Below are 18,062 nucleotides of genomic sequence, written 5' to 3'. Positions count from 1 at the left end.
CAATCCGATGAATATGGCAGAAAGCCACCTGAATCCCGTCGAGCGCACCGCTGCGCCCGCCGGCACGCACGACGCGGCGCACGGCCGTCCGCTCGAGCCGCTGAACGCGAAGATCGAGGTCAACAACCTCAACTTCTTCTACAACAAGTTCCATGCGCTGAAGAACATCAACCTGAGCATTCCCGAAGGGAAGGTGACGGCGTTCATCGGCCCGTCGGGCTGCGGCAAGTCGACGTTGCTGCGCACGTTCAACAAGATGTTCGCGCTCTATCCGGAGCAGCGCGCCGAAGGCGAAATCCTGATGGACGGCGAGAACCTGCTGACGACGAAGCGCGACATCTCGCTGCTGCGCGCGCGGATCGGCATGGTGTTCCAGAAGCCGACCCCGTTCCCGATGTCGATCTACGACAACATCGCGTTCGGCGTGAAGATGTTCGAAAAGCTCACGCGCTCGGAAATGGACGATCGCGTCGAGTGGGCGCTCACGAAGGCCGCGCTGTGGAACGAAGTGAAGGACAAGCTGAGCCAGAGCGGCTACGGCCTCTCGGGCGGCCAGCAGCAGCGTCTGTGCATCGCGCGCGGCATCGCGATCCGTCCGGAAGTGCTGCTGCTCGACGAACCGTGCTCGGCGCTCGACCCGATCTCGACGGGCCGCATCGAAGAGCTGATCGCGGAGCTGAAGAGCGACTACACGGTCGTGATCGTCACGCACAACATGCAGCAGGCCGCACGCTGCTCGGATTTCACGGCCTACATGTACCTGGGCGAGCTGATCGAGTTCGGCGAGACCGAAAAGATCTTCATCAAGCCGGTGCGCAAGGAAACGGAAGACTACATCACCGGCCGCTTCGGCTGATGACGGAGAACAACAGCCATGTCGGATAAACATCTGTCGAGCCAGTTCGACGCCGATCTCAACGCGGTGTCGTCGAAAGTGCTGGAAATGGGCGGGCTCGTCGAGTCGCAGATCGTCGGCGCGATGCACGCGCTGAACGAATTCGATCGCGATGCGGCCGAGAAGGTGATCGCGAACGAAGAAGTCCTGAACACGATGGAAGTCGACATCGACCAGGAGTGCGGCAACATCATCGCGCGGAGACAGCCTGCCGCGCGTGACCTGCGCCTTTTGATGTCGATTTCGAAAACGATTACGAACCTCGAGCGCGCAGGCGACGAGGCCGAGAAGATCGCGAAGCGCGTGCGCCGCCTGGTCGACGAGCCGGCCGCGCGCACGGTCAACATCGCCGAGATCAAGGTGTCGGGCGAGATGGCCGTGACGATCCTGCGCCGCGCGCTCGACGCGTTCGCGCGTCTCGATACGGTGGCCGCCGCACAGATCGTCAAGGACGACAAGGAAATCGACCAGGAATTCCGTGCGTTCGTGCGCAAGCTCGTGTCGTACATGCAGGAAGATCCGCGCACGATTTCGGTGGGCCTCGAGTACCTGTTCATCGCGAAGGCGATCGAGCGGATCGGCGACCACGCGAAGAACATCGCCGAATTCATCATCTACATCGTGAAGGGCACCGACGTGCGGCACCAGCCGCGCGACACGCTCGATCGCGAAGCCAACAGTTAATCGACTCCGTAAGGAAGAACAGAGGTGCCGATGCCCAGCAACATTCTCGTCGTTGAAGATGAGCCCGCGATTTCCGAACTGATCTCGGTGAATCTCCAGCACGCCGGTCACTGCCCGATTCGGGCGTACAACGCCGAACAGGCGCAGAACCTGATCAGCGACGTGCTGCCCGATCTCGTGCTGCTCGACTGGATGCTGCCGGGCAAGTCCGGTATTGCGTTCGCGCGCGACCTGCGCAACAACGAACGGACCAAGCACATCCCGATCATCATGCTGACCGCACGTGGCGATGAGCAGGACAAGGTGCTCGGCCTCGAAATCGGCGCGGACGACTACGTGACGAAGCCGTTCTCGCCGAAGGAGCTGATGGCGCGGATCAAGGCCGTGCTGCGCCGTCGCGCGCCGCAGCTGACCGAGGACGTCGTGTCGATCAACGGGCTGCGCCTCGACCCGGCCACGCATCGCGTCGCCGCGCATGCGGAAGGCAGCGAGATCAAGCTCGATCTCGGCCCGACCGAGTTCCGCCTGCTGCATTTCTTCATGACGCATCCGGAGCGCGTGCACAGCCGCACGCAACTGCTCGACCAGGTGTGGGGCGACCATGTATTCGTCGAGGAGCGCACCGTCGACGTGCACATCAAACGATTGCGCGCGGCCTTGAAACCGGCCGGCTGCGATGCGATGATCGAGACCGTGCGCGGCAGCGGCTACCGGCTCGCCAAGCACGCGTAACGTATCCACGCATGCCGTGTGCCACGGCATGCCGTTCATTCTTTCGGGCGCTGAATCATGAACATCATCTGGGCGCGCTTTCTGGTGTCGCTCGTGCTGCTCGTGCTGATCGGCGTATTGGTCGGCGTCTTCGCCGGCCCGACCGCGGGCCTCGTGTTCGTGGTCGTGATGCTGGTCGCGCAAGGCTTTTTCAGCACCTTTCATACGCAGCGTCTGTGGCGGCTGCTCGATGCACCGGTCTACGGCGAGGTGCCGAGCGCGCCGGGCATCTGGGGCGAGATCTACTATCGCCTGCACAAACTCGCGAAGCAGTGGCATGCGCAGGTGCGGCAGGTCGAGCAGCAGCATTCGCGCTTCATCCAGGCGATCCAGGCGTCGCCGAACGGCGTCGCGATGCTCGACGATCACGACCAGATCGAGTGGTGCAATGCGATCGCCGAGGTCCATTTCGGCCTCGACGCGAAGCGCGACCTGCGCCAGCACATCACCAACCTGGTACGCCATCCCGAGTTCGTCCGCTACCTGAACGCGCAGCATTACGAGGAGACGCTCGTGATGCGCGGCATGGGCGATTCGCGGCAGAACGTGCTGGAAGTGCAGGTGTTTCCGTACGGCGAGAATCGCAAGCTGCTGCTCACGCAGGACATCACCGAGCTCGAGCGGACCGATGCGATGCGACGTGACTTCGTCGCGAACGTGTCGCACGAGTTGAAGACGCCGCTCACCGTGCTGTCGGGGTTCCTCGAGACGATGCGCGAGCTGCCGCTGAACGAGGAGGATCGCGCGCGCTATCTCGACATGATGGAGCAGCAGGCCTCGCGGATGCGGCACATCGTGACCGACCTGCTGGTGCTCGCGAAGCTGGAGGGCGAGAGCAAGCCGCCGCTCGATCGCGCGATCGACATGCGGGCCGTGTTCGACCATCTGAAGGAGGACGCGCAGACGCTGTCGAACGGGCATCACGATATCGCGTTCTCGATCGACGAAACGCTCGGCGTCACCGGTGCGCAGACGGAGCTGTTCAGCGCGTTCGCGAATCTCGTCACGAACGCGATCCGCTATACGCCGGAAGGCGGCAAGATCGTCGTGACGTGGCGGCGCGAAGGCGCGCAGGGTGTGTTTTCCGTCACGGACAGCGGCTTCGGGATTCCGGCCGCCGACCTGCCGCGGCTCACCGAACGCTTCTACCGCGTCGACCGCAGCCGTTCGCGCGACACCGGCGGCACGGGGCTCGGCCTTGCGATCGTCAAGCACGTGCTGCAACGGCATGACGCGCACCTGTACGTGCAGAGCGAGGAAGGGCGCGGCAGCACGTTCACCGCGCGCTTCCCGGGCTCGCGCATCATCGCGATCCGGCCGGCCGCTTACGAGGCATGATCGCGTAACGGCATCCGTCGCTCGTTCGGTGAGCGGAGGTATGCCGGCTCCGCAATAAAAAACGCAGCCAGTCGGCTGCGTTTTTTATTGGGAGCGACGCGGCGCGCGACTCGCGCCGCGCGGCCGATTCTTCAGGCGCAGAACTTCGCGAGCAACCCGAGTTGCGCGTTGCGGATCGTCTTGCCGGTGCGACGGCGGCGGTAGTGACCGTCGCTATGCATCTGCCACGCCGACTGGTTGTCGCCGAGGCACACCGACAGGCCCTCGGCGATCACGCGCCGCTTGAGCTTGCGATCGCGGATCGGGAACGCGACTTCGACGCGGCGGAACAGGTTGCGGTCCATCCAGTCGGCGCTCGACAGATAGACCTCCTCGGCGCCGTTCGCGTGGAAGTAGTAGATCCGGTGGTGCTCGAGGAAGCGGCCGACGATCGAGCGCACGGTGATGTTTTCCGACAGCCCCGGCACGCCGGGTTTCAGCGCGCAGACACCGCGCACGATCAGGTCGACCTTGACGCCGGCCTGCGACGCTTCGTACAGCGCGGCGATCACCGTCGGCTCCAGCAGCGCGTTCATCTTCGCGACGACGCGTGCGCGCTTGCCGGCGCGTGCATTGTCGATCTCCGCGCGGATCGAATCGATGATGCGCGGATGCAGCGTGAACGGCGACTGCCACAGCTCGTGCAGCGTGAGTTCGCCGCCGATGCCGGTCAGTTGCTGGAACACGTGATGGACGTCCTCGCAGATCTTCTGGTCGGCCGTCATCAGCCCGAAATCGGTGTAGAGGCGTGCCGTGCGCGGATGGTAGTTGCCGGTGCCGAGGTGCACGTAGCGGCGCAGCGACGCCTTGCCGGCCTGCACGACGCGCCGCACGATCAGCATCATCTTCGCGTGGCACTTGTGGCCGACCACGCCGTACACGACATGCGCGCCGACGGCTTCGAGCTGCGACGCCCAGTTGATGTTGGTTTCCTCGTCGAAGCGCGCGAGCAGTTCGACGACGACGGTCACTTCCTTGCCGTTGCGCGCGGCTTCCATCAGCGCGTCCATCAGCGGCGAATCGGTGCCGGTGCGGTAGATCGTCTGCTTGATCGCGACGACGCTCGGATCCCTCGCGGCCTGCTGCAGCAGTTCGAGCACCGGCTGGAAGCTTTCGTACGGGTGGTGCAGCAGGATGTCGCCGTTGTCGATCGCGTCGAACATCGTCGGCGCGTTCGTGATCGCGGACGGGGTCGACGCGGTGAACGGCGTGAACTTCAGGTCGGGACGGTCGACGAGATCGGGAATCTGCATCAGCCGCACGAGGTTCACCGAACCGGCCACGCGATAGCAGTCCTTCTCGCCGAGTTCGCTTTCCACGAGCAGGCGGCGCACGATGTGCGGCGGCGAGTCGGCCGACACTTCGAGGCGCACTGCATTGCCGAGGTGGCGCGCGGGCAGTTCACCCTGCAGCGCGACGCGCAGGTTCGTGATTTCGTCTTCGTCGACGAACAGCTCGCTGTTGCGCGTGATGCGGAACTGGTTGCAGCTCTTCACCGTCAGTTGCGGGAAGAGCTCGCCGACGAAGCGCTGCATGAACGAGCTCAGCAGCACGAAGCCGTGCTCGAAGCCCGACAGCGCGTGCGGCATGCGCACGACGCGCGGCAGCGCGCGCGGCGCCTGCACGATGCCCATCACGGCCTGGCGTCCGAACGCGTCGCGGCCTTCGAGCTCGACGACGAAATTCAGGCTCTTGTTCAGCACGCGCGGGAACGGATGCGCGGGATCGAGGCCGATCGGCGTCAGCACCGGCAACAGCTCGTCGAGGAAGTAGTGCCGCGCCCATTCGAGCTGCTCGTCGTTCCACGTGTCGCTTGCGTGGAAGTAGATGCCTTCCTGTTCGAGCGCGGGCAGCACGGTTTCGTGCAGCATCGTGTACTGTCGATGGACGAGCCGCTGCGCGCGTTCGACGACGAGATCGTAAGCATGTTGTAACGACATGCCGTCGGGCGTCAGTGCGCCGGGGTTGTCGCGGATCTGCTCCTGCAGGCCGGCCATCCGGACTTCGAAGAATTCGTCGAGGTTGCTGCTGGTGATGCAGATGAAGCGGAGGCGCTCGAGCAACGGGACTTGCGGATCAGCTGCCTGGGCCAGCACGCGCTCGTTGAAACCGAGGATGCCGAGTTCACGATTGAGAAGCGGGTAACGGACGGACATCGGCAGAGTAGGGGGTGATTCAGGCGATGATTCGAAAGGACGCTCGGAAACTCTCACGGTACGATGACGTGCGAATGACAATGATGTATTTATATCGGGAAATTCTACGCTGTAACCGTTTCGTCTCATAAATGTTTCGGCTATATGCAATCGAGCAGGATGCATGCCCGTGAAGCGTGGCAATGGCAAGCGTTCCACGCTTAAAATGTCGCCTTTGATTGATCGCCCGCGGTTGCCGCACCGGCCGCCGCGGGCGAACGCGCACGGAGCCCCTTCTGATGGTTACAACCCCCCACTTGCTGGCTGCCGTGGATCTCGGCTCGAACAGCTTCCGGCTGATCGTCGGTCGTGTCGAGGAAACGCCGGCGGGCAGCCAGATCTATCCCGTCGACGCGCTGCGCGAGCCCGTCCGGCTGGCCGCGGGCCTGTCGAGCGACAAGATGCTCGATCGCGCGTCGCAGGAGCGTGGCTGGGAAGCGCTCAAGCGGTTCGGCGAGCGCCTGCGCGATTTCCATCCCGATCACGTGCGCGCGGTGGCGACCAACACGCTGCGCGTCGCGAAGAACGCGGCCGAATTTCTCGGCGAAGCCGAAGCGGCACTGGGTTTCCCGATCGAAGTGATCGCGGGCCGCGAAGAAGCGCGGCTGATCTACGCGGGCGCCGCGCACTCGGTGCCGGCGAGCGCGGGCAAGCGGCTCGTCGTCGATATCGGCGGCGGCTCCACCGAATTCATCATCGGCTCGCACTACACGCCGATCGTGATGGAGAGCCTCTACATCGGCTGCGTGAGCCACAGCCGCACCTTCTTCCCGGCCGGCAACGTCGACGAATACACGATGCGGCAGGCCGAGCTCGCGGCCAAGCGCGAGATCCAGATCATTTCGAGCGAGTACAAGAAGGCCGGCTGGGACCAGGCGATCGGCTCGTCGGGCACCGCGCGTGCGCTCGCGGAACTCGTCGAGGCGAACGGCTTCAACGATCCGGGCATCACGCACGGCATTTCGCGCGGCGGCCTCGAGCGGCTCAAGCGTGCGCTGATCAAGTCGGAGAACGTCAACCGGCTGAAGCTGATCGCGCTGAAGCCCGATCGCGTGCCGGTGCTCGCGGGCGGCCTCGCGATCATGCTCGCAGTGTTCGAGGAACTCGGTGTCGACTACGTCGATACGACCGATGGCGCATTGCGCCTCGGTGTGCTGTACGACCTGCTCGGCCGGACGCAGCACGAGGACATGCGTGCGGTGACCGTCGAGGGCTTCACGCGCCGCTACGGTGTCGATCGTGCGCAGGCCGAGCGGATCGGCGCGCTGGCGGGGCGCTTCTACGACGAACTCGAGGAAGCCGACGAAGAAGCGCGCGAGGAAGGGCGGATGTTCCTCGGCTGGGCGGCCGCGTTGCACGAGATCGGTTTGTCGATCTCGCACAGCGCGTATCACAAGCACTCGGCGTATATCGCGAGCAACGCGGACATGCCGGGTTTTTCGCGCACCGACCAGGCGCGCCTCGCCGCGCTCGTGCTCGGTCACGCGGGCAAGCTCGGCAAGCTGTCGCAGGCGCGCGAGGTCGAGTGGCCGCTGCTGTTCTGCCTGCGGCTCGCGGCGCTGCTGTGCCGGCGCCGGACCGATGCCGGGCTGCCGGACATTTCCGTTTCGCAGATGAAGAAGGGCGGGTATGAAGTGCGCCTGCCGAGCGCGTGGGTCGAGCAGAACCCGTTGACCGACTACAGCCTCAGCCAGGAGGCGGCCGAGTGGGAGAAGGTCGGTATCCCGTATCGCGTGGTGTATACCGGCGCGTAACTGGCCGCAGCGAGGTCGACAGCGGGGCTGGGAGGGGCCGGGCAGCAGGCAGGCTTGGCGCCCTTCAGGCTTGCCGCGTGATCGTCGTGGCGGCCGCTCAGTCCGACGAGCAGACGATCGCAGTCAGGAACGGAAACGCCTGCTTGACGGTCGCGTCACTGCCGGCCTTGCGCACGGCTTCTTCCACCGCGCTTTTCGTGCCCCGCACCACGACGCCATAGGCCCAGTCGCCGATCGGCGTGCCGTCGCCCGGGCGGAAGATCGGATCGTTCGCCTGGTATCCGAGCACGACGTAGACGCCGAAGCCGTACGCCGTCAGCGCGTGGCTCGTGCGGAATGCATTGACCGAGTTCGATTCGACATGCATCGGCTCCGACTGGATGTCGCCGGCGGCGAGCAGCGGCGCGACGAATTTGTGGCCGGTCGAATGGCAGTCGAGTGCGTCGTCGAGTGCCTTGGCCGACGCGGTGCCGGCAGTCGCGAGCGCGAGCAGCGATGCGCAGAGGGCGGTCTTCAGAATGTTGTTTTTCATGCGCGAAGGCGGGGTTGTCCACGCGCATTATCGCGTGTTCCGGCAAGTGCCGTATGCGGGCTGCGGATGGCGCGTTGGCCCGTATGCCGTCGGTGATTCGACGGGCCGGACAGGCTGACGCTCGATCCTTTCCTGCATTGAAAGCGCAAGGTCGTCAGCCATTTGCTTTGTGCCGGCCTTCGAAATACGGCTGCCGGGGGCTGCGTGGATCGTTGTAGCGTCGATGCCCCAATTGATCCCTACAATGAATCGAGGCGCTGCGAACCGGGAATCCCGGTTGACGCTTGAAGGGCCCAGAAACGGAAAAGGGGCTACGGTATTAACCGTAACCCCTTGATTCCTTGGTCGGAGCGATAGGATTCGAACCTACGACCCTCTGATCCCAAATCAGAAATTGATGGAAAACATTGGCGAACATTGCTGAACATATCAGAGAGCCATATCCGATGTGTGCCTTTTCCAGATTGACTTTGCCCTATCTTGAACGCATCATAGGTAACAATTCAGAACGTTTCTGCACACAGATTTTGTTACCTGAGTGTTACCTGATAGCGAGATGACCATGGCTAAGGCCGCCCCTAACCGAATCAAGCTGGACGATAAAAAAGTCGAGAACATGCCCTTGCCGAGCGAAGTCACGCAGGTGGAATATCTCGACACGTTGATGCCGGGGCTGCGGCTTCGCGTCTCGAGCAAGGGGGCAAAGACGTGGACGGTGCTGACTCGCGCACTTGTCGCCGGCGAGAAGAAGTTGGTGCGAACCACTTTGGGCCACTATCCTGCGATGAAGCTGGCGCTGGCTCGCGACGCGGCGGCCGCCTATATGCGCGCGGTGCAGGAAGGCGTGGACCCGCGGGCCGCCAAAGCAGCCAGGGAAGCGGCGAAGGTCGAGGAAAGCCGGAACACGTTCGGCGCAGTGCGTGATAGGTTTTTGAAAGAAAAGGCCAAAGGGGTGAAGGCTTTGAAAGCTAATACCCTAGATGAGTACGAGCGCGTCTTAAAGAGCGCCGACTTCGCCGACTGGGAAAATCGGCCGCTCAAAGTAATCAGCCGCGCGCAGGTGCGCTCCGTGATCGACCAGATCGAGGGACGCGTCTCGAGCGTGACGGCGAACAAGGCGTTCGTTTACCTGCGAGCGATGCTCAATTGGGCGGTGGAGAAGGACGTCCTAACCGCCGCGCCGACTGACCGGATGGAGCCACCTGCTGGCGCCGAGGCGCGCACGCGGGTCTTGTCTGACGATGAGTTGCGAATCCTGTGGGCCGCGCTGCCCGCAGCCGGCGTGTTCGAAGTGCCTTACAAGCTGCTCGCACTGACTGGCCAGCGGCGGGACGAAATCGTTTCGCTGCGGTGGGACGAGATACGCGACCTGGATGGTGCCGACCCGCGGATCGAGTTCCCACCGAAGCGCGCAAAGAACAAGCTTCCTCATGTTGTCCCGCTCGCGCCGTTGGCTGCCAATCTCCTGCGCAAAGTGAAGGAGGCGCGGACGTCCCCGGACGAATGCCCGTACGTTTTCACGACCACCGGCAAGACGCCCCTGTCCGGATTCAGCCGGATCAAGCGAACGCTCGACGGTGCGATCGTGCAGCATGCGGACGAAGCGATTGCAGCGGCGCGCGAGTCCGGCGACGTCGATCGAGCCGAAGCGCTGAACCGTGCATTCTTCGCCGAGCGCCACCATGACCAGCTGCGCGAAGCCCTGGCTACGGCCGAAAAGGCCGGGGACGAAGACGAAGTACAGCGGCTCACACACTTGCTCGACGACGCTTGGCGCCTGCATGATCTGCGCCGCACGCTCGTTACCGGGCTCAATAGCAAAGGCGTCGCGCCGCACGTGGTCGAGGCGGTAGTGAACCACGTGAGCGGCGCAGCCAAAGCGGGTGTCGCTGGCGTCTACAACCACGCGCTGTATATGCCCGAGCGCCGCGCTGCGCTCGAAATGTGGGCTCGCCACATCGAGAATCTAATGAATCCCTCGCCGACAGGCGCGAAGGTTATCGAGATGCAGGCGGTGCGCTCTGCTTGATGTTACGAAAACCGCAACAGCTATACGCGTTGTTCTTGACCGTCCAATGTTCAGCAATGTATGGTCCGGTCATGCCTCGCGATGCCTGTCCGAGCGAAAGGTTAAGGCGCGCGATCACCCAACTATCTCACTAGCTGAGATGTCGCGGGGCACAGACTCTACGATCGCCGCCCCCAAGACGCTCCGATAGCGAAAGCCGACCATCGGCCACGCATCGGGGCGTTTTTCATTTCCGTCGCCGTTTGCGTCTGCCGAGGTTCTGAACACTGAACCTTGAAGGACCGCGCCATGACTACTGTTGTCTCCGAACAGGCCGGACAGCCGGCCAACCCGCACCGTCTCGTCCTCTATCCGCAGCTCAAGCCGGAATACGGCATTCCGTACTCGCAGACTCACATCAACCGCTTGCGGAAGGCGGGTAAGTTCCCGCAACCGATCAAGCTATCAGCGAAGTGCGTTGCGTGGAAAGCCAGCGCGATCCAATCGTGGATCGACGCGCTGGAAGCCGCTTCTGTGGGGGTGTGATATGTCCGAAAAGAAAAACGCCTACCACGGCAAGGCGCAGCAGGCGTCGAAAAACTACGGTTCCGGTTACGATTTTATCGGCGCGCCCGAGGGTAAACAAGGCCCCGCGCTGCCGGATGGCTACGCATGGATGCCGTGCGGATGGGTCTATACCCTTCGCGACGTTCTCAACCACATCATCCGATCGGGCAGCTACGACCCGCACACTCCGATGTTCGAGGATCTGTCGGTCTGCCCGCCACCCGACGGTGCGCCGCAGGAATGGTGTGAACGCGGCTGCACACTGGCATTCACGTGCTTTGGCGAGCACATCGAATTGCACTCGCCGGAATGGAAACCGGCAGTGAAGGTTGATGCGGCGCGGTGGAGCGACGATCTGCAAAGGATGCTCAACACGGGGGCGGAGGCCGACTCGGTAGCAGATGCCCTTGGCGGGCCCACAACTGCCCGCCAATTGATCGCGGAGCGGCTCGTGGTGCGCGACGAATTGCGGGCCGCGGATACTACGAGGTCACGTATCGGCTTCGCGATGATGGACTATCTGAACAACCCCGCCAACTGGAACCCGATTCCGGCGTCGGCCGACTTGTTTGCCATCGTTTCCGCCGAGGGGCCGATCGGGGGTGACGCTTGAACATGACAATGATGGATCATGCGCTCGCGCATCACCGCCGCGGCTTCCGGGTCATTCCTTGCGCGAAGGGTACGAAGGACGCAGTTCTGAAGGACTGGCCGAACAAGGCGTTCTCGACCGAAGCCGAGATTCGCGAGCACTGGCGCGCGCACCCGGATCACAACGTCGCCATTCTGGCGTCCGAGTGCCGCGGTGCGCCCACGATGGTCGTAGATCTGGACGTTAAAAACGGCAAGGACGGCTTGTCAGAGTTGGCGCGTTTGGAGAGCGAGTACGGCGCGTTGCCCGAAACGTTGACAGCGGAGTCCGCCAGCGGCGGCCTGCATCAGTTCTATCTGGTGCCGCGCGCTACTTCCAGCCGCACCGATTCGCTTGCATCAGGCGTCGACATCAAGAGCGATCGCGGGTATGTAGTGGCTGCGGGATCGATTGTTAACGGCAAGCAATATCGCTGGCTGAACGACAAGAAGCCGGCCCGGCTCGACGGATCTAACTGGGCGTTCAAGCTGGCCGGCGCGGCCGCCGCGCGTGAACGTAGCGAAGTCCGCGAGCAGCCCGCCACGGTCGATCCCGACCGCGCGCACCAGCGTGCCGTCGAGTACCTGAAAACGGCGCCGTTGTCGGTCAAAGGCCAAGGTGGAGACGCTACCGCGTACCGCGTCGCGTGCGGCGTGCGCGATTGTGGACTGACCGAGCCACAAGCGCTCGATCTGATGTTGTCGACGCGCTGGCACAATGGCTGCGGCTGGTCGCCTGAACGACTGGCCGAAAAGGTGGCGCACGCGTACCGCTATGCCAAAGAGCCGGCAGGCGTTCAGGCGCCGGAAGCGGTGTTCAGTGCCGAGCCCGCGGCGGAAGCTGACGCCGGCACCCATCCGTTCGACAAGCTCAACAACGAGTTCTTCTACACGTTGCACGGCGGACAGAGCGTGATCGGATGGGAGACGACCGACGAAGACGAGTTGCCTACGCTCGAATTCCTATCCGTTGAAGCGTTCCACCGAAAGCATGCTGCACTGACGTTTCAGGACGGAAAGCGGGCGATGCCGCTGACCGAGGCGTGGATGGGTTCGCCGCGGCGCCGCAGCTATGACAAGGTGGTGTTCAAGCCAGGGAAGTCCGTGCCCACGCGCTTCTACAATATGTGGCGGGGATTCGCCGTCGAGCCGAAACCGGGCGACTGGTCGCTGATGCGAGCACACATTCGAGACGTCATCAGCTCGGGTGATGCAAAGGTCGACCGATACGTGATGGGTTGGCTTGCACGCATGGTGCAGCAGCCTGGCGAACCTGGCGAAGTCGCGCTGGTACTCCGCGGCGATGAAGGCGTCGGCAAGGGCACGCTGGCGTGGGCAATCAGGCAACTGTTCGGTCATCACGCCAGGCACCTGACGCAAAGCAAGCATCTGACCGGCAGTTTCAACAGCCACCTGCGCGCCGCGGCTTTCGTGTTCGCTGACGAGGCGTTTTGGTCGGGCGACAAGCAGGGCCGCGGCGCGCTGTTCGCGCTCATCACCGAAGACAAGCTGATGATCGAAGCAAAGGGCCGCGACGCCGTTGCACAGGACAACTGCATCCATCTCATGATGGCTTCGAATCACGACTGGGTGGTGCCGGCCAGCGCTAACGCGAGGCGGTTCTGCGTGCTCGACGTGGCCGACACGAAACGCCAAGACGGAAAGTATTTCGACGCCCTGCGCGAGCAGATGCGGCACGGTGGCTTTGATGCCATGCTGCATGATCTGCTGCACTACGACCTATCCGCGTTCGATGTTCGCCAGGTTCCGCAGACGAAGGCGCTCGCCGAGCAGAAAACAGCAAGTCTCGAAGGCCCGGCGCGGTGGCTGCACGACAGGCTCTATGATGCGGCGATCGGCGCATCGGCATGGGGCGATGAACCGCTTGCCGTGTCGAAGACGCTCGCGTACCAGACCTACACGAACAGCACGAAAGACACGCGCGAATTCAGGCCGGTGGATCCGCGGATATTTTGGAAGGAAGTGAAACGACTGTTGCAGAGTGCGGACGGCACGATGTTGCGCGACAGCAGGCCGCGCGTTGGCGAGGACCGCGAACGACAAAAGGTGTTTCCTCCGCTGCCAAAGGCGCGTTCAGCGTTCGAAGCGAACCTTAAAGCCACGATCGACTGGGGGGAAATCGACATTTTCGGTTGAGCATTGCGCTGTTTGCGTGTGGTTAAGCCGCCCTACGGGGCGGTTTTCTTTTGGGGCCGATCAACTGGACCTGTCCAATGTGCCAATTCTCACTGGACGGGCGCAAAGCCTTGCCAGATAAGGCTGTGTCCAATTGGTCCGCGGTCCACTGTCCGGGTTCGCATTTCGCCGCGGAATTGTGCGCGCAGCGCTCTACTGGCGCCATCGGGCGGGCGGAAAACAGGCTATCTACCACCTTCTATTTATATTGGACTGATTGGACAGATTAGACCAAACCATACGCAGCAAGGGATTTAGCCGTCCAATGTGCTGCCGCAGTCCAGTGGCACTACTGGACAACCACAGCGGTGTCGCGCGCCCAGTGGCTGAGAAGCGCGTCCAGTGCGTTCACACTGCGTTCGTCGGCTCTGGGGTGCGCGATGCCCGCAAAGCGGTGGTCGTGCGCGAGGGCTGTGGCGATCAATCACCCCGGCGATCGAGCGTGCATCCAACATCATTGCGCATCCGTCGATTTGGTGGGCCTTCTGATCTGCGATGCGCTGCTCGATGCGCAATCCCCTGGCACGGAGCCTTGCTGCTAAACGCTCGACACGCACAACGTCGCAGCGATACACCGTGCCAGGTAACGCACAGGTAACAGCGCGCCCCTCGGTGACCGCGACCAATACGCGACCAGCGCGGCGCACTCGTTGCGCCATCCCCCGTCACTCAAGCGTTCGCAGCCATCGGCCCACTGATGCGCAATCAGGCGCGCCCCCTGGCGCTCCGCTGACCATGCCACCCTCCGCTCAACAGCCAATGCATCGGGACGCGTCTCGGGGGGCCCCATTGACTACCCGGGGGGCGCCGGGGTGGGTGGGGGCGAGATTGACGTCGCGATCGTTCCGCCCGGGGGTACCTGCGCCCGCGATTTGAATTTTTGTAGCGGGAGATCATCGGCTTCTTCATCTGTCAAGCACTCCTAAAATTTCTTGTTTACGGGGCACTCCCTTGGTATAGTCGAGTCATTGATGAATTTTTCTTTTTAAATCAATAACTTAGTGTTACGAAGTTCGTAACAAGGACCAAGCGACATGATCGGCAAACCGAGCAGGGAAAAGCTGGAAGCGACGAAGGCCACGCTGCTGGATGAATTGCAGAGCGCTCACGCGCAACTGGCTGCCAAGCGCGGCGAATACAGCGACGCCATTCTGGAAGATGGTTCGTTGACGGAGCGCGCCAGCGCCCTGATGCGCGAAGCCGGGGCCATCGAGCAACGAATCCATGGCATCGAGCGCACTGTGGCCGATGCAAACGAGAGGATTGCGAACGCGATCGAAGCCGAGCAGCGAGCCAAGATACAGGTACGTCTCAAGGAAGCGGCGGATAAGGCGAAGGTGCGCGAAGAAGCGCTAAAAGCAATGGACAAGGCGGTAGTGAGTGTCGCCGAGGCGTGGCGCACTCTGGACGAAGCTAACCGCGCGCTGGCGGCTTCGCTCCCCGGTGGTCTGCCGCTCGATCCGAAAGTTGCGCTGATACACCCGGAAGAGATGGTCGGTGCGGTGAAGCTGGAATTGGCGAAGCAGGGATGCCCGTTTGTAAATAGTCCCGTTCTCGACATGAGCCTCCCGCACATCAAAGAGACTTTGACCGAAAAGGCAGAACGCGTCGGCGCGTGGCTTCAATCGCAACTGAAGGGGTAAATCATGGCAGACGTTCTCGTTGAAACCCTGCGCGCAATCGCGCCGGATGTGAAGCCCGAAACGGCGCTCAAGCACTTCCTCGACGTGCATTTCCAGGGTGGCGTTGTAGGCACCACCGGGACCGGGCCTATTGCGTTCGAGCCTCAGCAGCATCCGGACTTCGGGATGTACTACGCGCGCCGTCGAGAGGAATCCGGGACGGGCCTGATTCTGGTTGACGTGTTCCGTCGTGAAACCGACCACAAGGGGTGAGCCGTGAACGATGTACACACAACCGCAGTGCAGCCGGCCGACATGCTGGCCGAGCGGGCGCCCGATTCCGGCGTCGAGCAGATGATGGCCGCCGAGATGGTGGCGCGTGGTTACTGGACGAAGGAACAGGCCGGCGCCGCGCTCGCACAGGACGGGATCAAGCCGACCGACGCAGCGCCGACCGCGCCCGAAGGCGTCGATCCGCTCAACGCGGCGATTTTCGAAGCGCCGACCAATCCGGACGCGTACAACTTCGGCACGGTGCCCGCGAACGCGCAGACCGACCAAGCGCAGGACATGGCCGCGCGTCAGCTGTTCGTGAATGAAGGCGTGCCCGCTTCGATCGGTAACGAGATCGGGCGACTCTGGAACGCAGCAGCGACGAACCCGCCAACCGAAGGTCAGCGCGCCATCGCCGCGCAGCAGGCTGAAACCACGTTACGCCGCCAGTGGGGCGAGCAGTTCGATAGCAATATCGCGTTGGCGCAGCGCGAAGTGCAGCGCATGGCAAAGGCGAACCCGAACATCCACAACATGTTGGAAGTGTCCGGGCTTGGCAACAACCCGTGGCTGATCTCTACGATCGTGCACCTCGCGCAGGCGCGCGGGAGGACGTAATGCCGCGTCAAACACGAATCAGCGACCGCCAACTCAAGTTCGCGTTGGCAGTCGCCGCGGGGAAGTCCGGCCCGCAGGCTGCGCGCGAAGCCGGCTATCCAGAAGGCCGTGCCAGCGATTTGATGCGCAACCCGTTCGTCGTGTCCGAGCTGGATAAGCAGCGCGCAGCGCTACGCGAGAAAGTCGGGTACGACACGGACCAAGCGCTGAAGGAACTCGAGGAAGCCGCGGCCTTTGCAATCAAAACGAACAACGCCACGGCGCTGGCACGCATCCGGGAATTGAAAATGAAGCTGATGGGTTTGCTCAAAGAGAACAAGGTCGCTACGGCGGGATTCCAGCTCATTATCAACGGGATCGACAAGCCGACCTCGGGAGCAACTGATGTCTAACACGTTGGTCTATACGCCCCCTGGTCCGGTGGCGAAGCGCTTCCTTGAATCGGATGCCTTCGTGCGCATCATCGTCGGCCCGTTCGGCAGTGGCAAGACAGCGGCCGGCATCGTCGATGCACTGATCCGCTCGAGGATGCAGGCACCCGGCCCCGATGGCGTGCGCCGTGTGCGCGGTGCCATCGTGCGGAACACGTTCGCGGAACTGAAGTCGACAACCATCCCTTCGTGGAACCAGTGGTGCCCGCCGCAGTACGGCAAGCTGACGATGGGCACATCGCCGATTGAATTCAGGTACACGGATGCGGAGTTGGACTTGCAAGTCTTCTTCATCCCGCTCGACGGCGAAGAGGATGTGAAGAAGCTGCTGTCGCTCGAACTGACCTGGGCGATGATCGACGAGGCGCGCCAAATCGACAAGGCGATTCTGGACGCGCTTACCGGGCGTGTCGGGCGCTACCCTTCGCGCCTTCAAGGTGGCTGCACGTGGTCGGGTATCACGATGGTGTCGAACCCGTCTGACATGGAAAGCTGGTTTTACAAGCTCGCGACGAACTTGCCTGAAGGATACGAACTGTTCCATCAGCCGAGCGGCGTGTCGGCTGCTGCCGAGAACGTCGACAACCTGCCTGCCAACTATTACAAGCGCCAGATGGCCGGCAAGACCGAAGAGTGGATCAAGGTCTATGTTCACGGGCAGTGGGGCTTCCTTCAGGAAGGCGCCGTCGTCTATCCGTCGTTCAGCGACAGCACGCACGTTCCCGTGCAGCCCCTCCCGGCCGTGCCAAACGTGCCGCTCATTCTGGGCGCGGACTGGGGCAACACGCCCGCTGCGGCGATCGGTCAGATGCTGCCGGACGGCACTGTGCTCACGCTCGCCGAACTGGTCACGGCGGAAGGCGAAACCATGTCGATTCCCGACTTCGGCCGCGCGCTCACCCGCTTCGTTCGGCAGACATACCCCGATCACGAAGTCGCCGCGGCGACCGGCGACCCTGCCGGCACTGCGAAGGGCCCGAGTGGCGACACGGTGTTCGACATGATCAATGCCTCGACGCCGTGGCGCTGGAAGCCAGCCGGCACCAACGAAATCCCCATCCGCATCGCTGCGGTGGCCGAACTGCTCGGCCGCATGGTGAACGGCAAGCCCTCGTTTCTTTTGAGTTCGAATTGCCCGCAACTGCGTAAGGGCTTCGCTGGTGGCTACCACTTCAAGAAGGTTGCTACTGCAACGGGTGGCGTTTACAGCGAGGAACCCAACAAGAATCGGTATTCGCATTGCCATGACGCCCTTCAATACATGGTGCTTGGTGCTGGCGGCGCGGATCTTGTGACGAATCGCGAACGTCGCCGCGAGCGTATGCGCCCGGCGCAAGCGCGCGATGTTGACTACGACTTGCTGAACCGCGACAACGCACCCCCGCGCGACCCCGGAAAGGTCGGTGTGCGATGGGGTAATCCGACGCGCGAGACGTACCGCAACGAACGAGACAGCCGGCCGCGCATCGCGAACGGCACCGAATACAGCATCTTCGACTAAGGAGCCTC

16 protein-coding genes are annotated in these 18,062 nt (G+C 62.9%); 14 read left to right on the top strand and 2 right to left on the bottom strand.

Features of this window, described 5'->3' with window-relative positions; genetic code table 11:
• The first annotated feature begins 7 nt into the window (after positions 1-7).
• From pstB to phoR, 4 genes are read left to right on the top strand one after another with little or no spacing between them, the layout of a single operon-like run.
• A complete protein-coding gene (gene pstB / locus LGM89_RS16265; RefSeq protein WP_089425006.1) occupies positions 8-856 on the top strand; it encodes a phosphate ABC transporter ATP-binding protein PstB in 849 nt (282 codons plus the stop codon).
• A gap of 18 nt (positions 857-874) precedes the next feature.
• Entirely contained in the window at positions 875-1,579 is a 705-nt protein-coding gene (gene phoU / locus LGM89_RS16260) for a phosphate signaling complex protein PhoU (RefSeq protein ID WP_089425007.1), read from the top strand.
• A gap of 30 nt (positions 1,580-1,609) precedes the next feature.
• The gene (gene phoB, locus LGM89_RS16255; protein ID WP_027787869.1) at positions 1,610-2,311 is read left to right on the top strand and encodes a phosphate regulon transcriptional regulator PhoB; all 702 of its coding nucleotides are present in this window, start codon (positions 1,610-1,612) and stop codon (positions 2,309-2,311) included.
• 57 nt (positions 2,312-2,368) lie between these two features.
• Positions 2,369-3,688, top strand: a complete 1,320-nt coding sequence (gene phoR, locus LGM89_RS16250; protein ID WP_089425008.1) for a phosphate regulon sensor histidine kinase PhoR — start codon at positions 2,369-2,371, stop codon at positions 3,686-3,688.
• A gap of 131 nt (positions 3,689-3,819) precedes the next feature.
• Here the strand turns inward: phoR and ppk1 are convergent, their stop codons facing one another.
• Positions 3,820-5,883, bottom strand: a complete 2,064-nt coding sequence (gene ppk1, locus LGM89_RS16245) for a polyphosphate kinase 1 (RefSeq protein WP_226206615.1) — start codon at positions 5,881-5,883, stop codon at positions 3,820-3,822.
• Between the two features lie 278 nt (positions 5,884-6,161).
• Between ppk1 and ppx the strand changes: the two genes are divergently transcribed.
• The gene (gene ppx / locus LGM89_RS16240; RefSeq protein ID WP_089455972.1) at positions 6,162-7,676 is read left to right on the top strand and encodes an exopolyphosphatase; all 1,515 of its coding nucleotides are present in this window, start codon (positions 6,162-6,164) and stop codon (positions 7,674-7,676) included.
• Between the two features lie 97 nt (positions 7,677-7,773).
• On the opposite strand, the gene LGM89_RS16235 is transcribed toward ppx, so the two are convergent.
• Positions 7,774-8,208: a hypothetical protein gene (locus LGM89_RS16235; RefSeq protein WP_089425010.1), complete on the bottom strand. Its 435-nt coding sequence runs from the start codon at positions 8,206-8,208 to the stop codon at positions 7,774-7,776.
• Positions 8,209-8,770: 562 nt separating this feature from the next.
• Between LGM89_RS16235 and LGM89_RS16230 the strand changes: the two genes are divergently transcribed.
• The 9 genes from LGM89_RS16230 to LGM89_RS16190 all read left to right on the top strand — a co-directional run bounded on the left by LGM89_RS16230 (position 8,771) and on the right by LGM89_RS16190 (position 18,054).
• Positions 8,771-10,237, top strand: coding sequence for a tyrosine-type recombinase/integrase (locus LGM89_RS16230; RefSeq protein WP_226273428.1), 1,467 nt, complete (start codon positions 8,771-8,773; stop codon positions 10,235-10,237).
• 288 nt (positions 10,238-10,525) lie between these two features.
• On the top strand, positions 10,526-10,762 hold the full coding sequence (locus LGM89_RS16225; protein ID WP_226273427.1) for a helix-turn-helix transcriptional regulator: 237 nt from the start codon (positions 10,526-10,528) through the stop codon (positions 10,760-10,762).
• A 1-nt stretch (position 10,763) separates the two neighbouring features.
• Positions 10,764-11,396, top strand: coding sequence for a hypothetical protein (locus LGM89_RS16220; RefSeq protein ID WP_226273426.1), 633 nt, complete (start codon positions 10,764-10,766; stop codon positions 11,394-11,396).
• 2 nt (positions 11,397-11,398) lie between these two features.
• Entirely contained in the window at positions 11,399-13,570 is a 2,172-nt protein-coding gene (locus LGM89_RS16215; protein WP_226273425.1) for a bifunctional DNA primase/polymerase, read from the top strand.
• A 1,073-nt stretch (positions 13,571-14,643) separates the two neighbouring features.
• Positions 14,644-15,252, top strand: coding sequence for a hypothetical protein (locus tag LGM89_RS16210; protein WP_226273424.1), 609 nt, complete (start codon positions 14,644-14,646; stop codon positions 15,250-15,252).
• A gap of 3 nt (positions 15,253-15,255) precedes the next feature.
• Positions 15,256-15,504, top strand: coding sequence for a hypothetical protein (locus LGM89_RS16205; protein ID WP_226273423.1), 249 nt, complete (start codon positions 15,256-15,258; stop codon positions 15,502-15,504).
• 84 nt (positions 15,505-15,588) lie between these two features.
• Positions 15,589-16,122 carry a hypothetical protein gene (locus tag LGM89_RS16200; protein WP_226273422.1) on the top strand — a complete coding sequence of 178 codons (534 nt, stop codon included), beginning with the start codon at positions 15,589-15,591 and terminating at the stop codon, positions 16,120-16,122.
• On the top strand, positions 16,122-16,514 hold the full coding sequence (locus LGM89_RS16195) for a terminase small subunit (protein WP_226273421.1): 393 nt from the start codon (positions 16,122-16,124) through the stop codon (positions 16,512-16,514). The genes LGM89_RS16200 and LGM89_RS16195 overlap by 1 nt, the downstream gene beginning before the upstream one ends.
• Positions 16,507-18,054: a hypothetical protein gene (locus tag LGM89_RS16190; RefSeq protein ID WP_226273420.1), complete on the top strand. Its 1,548-nt coding sequence runs from the start codon at positions 16,507-16,509 to the stop codon at positions 18,052-18,054. Before LGM89_RS16195 ends, LGM89_RS16190 begins: the two co-directional genes overlap by 8 nt.
• Positions 18,055-18,062: the final 8 nt, after the last annotated feature.

Origin of the sequence: Burkholderia sp. AU31624, from assembly GCF_020420065.1 — a bacterium.
Taxonomy (GTDB): domain Bacteria; phylum Pseudomonadota; class Gammaproteobacteria; order Burkholderiales; family Burkholderiaceae; genus Burkholderia.
This window is presented reverse-complemented; position numbering and strand designations above follow the sequence as displayed.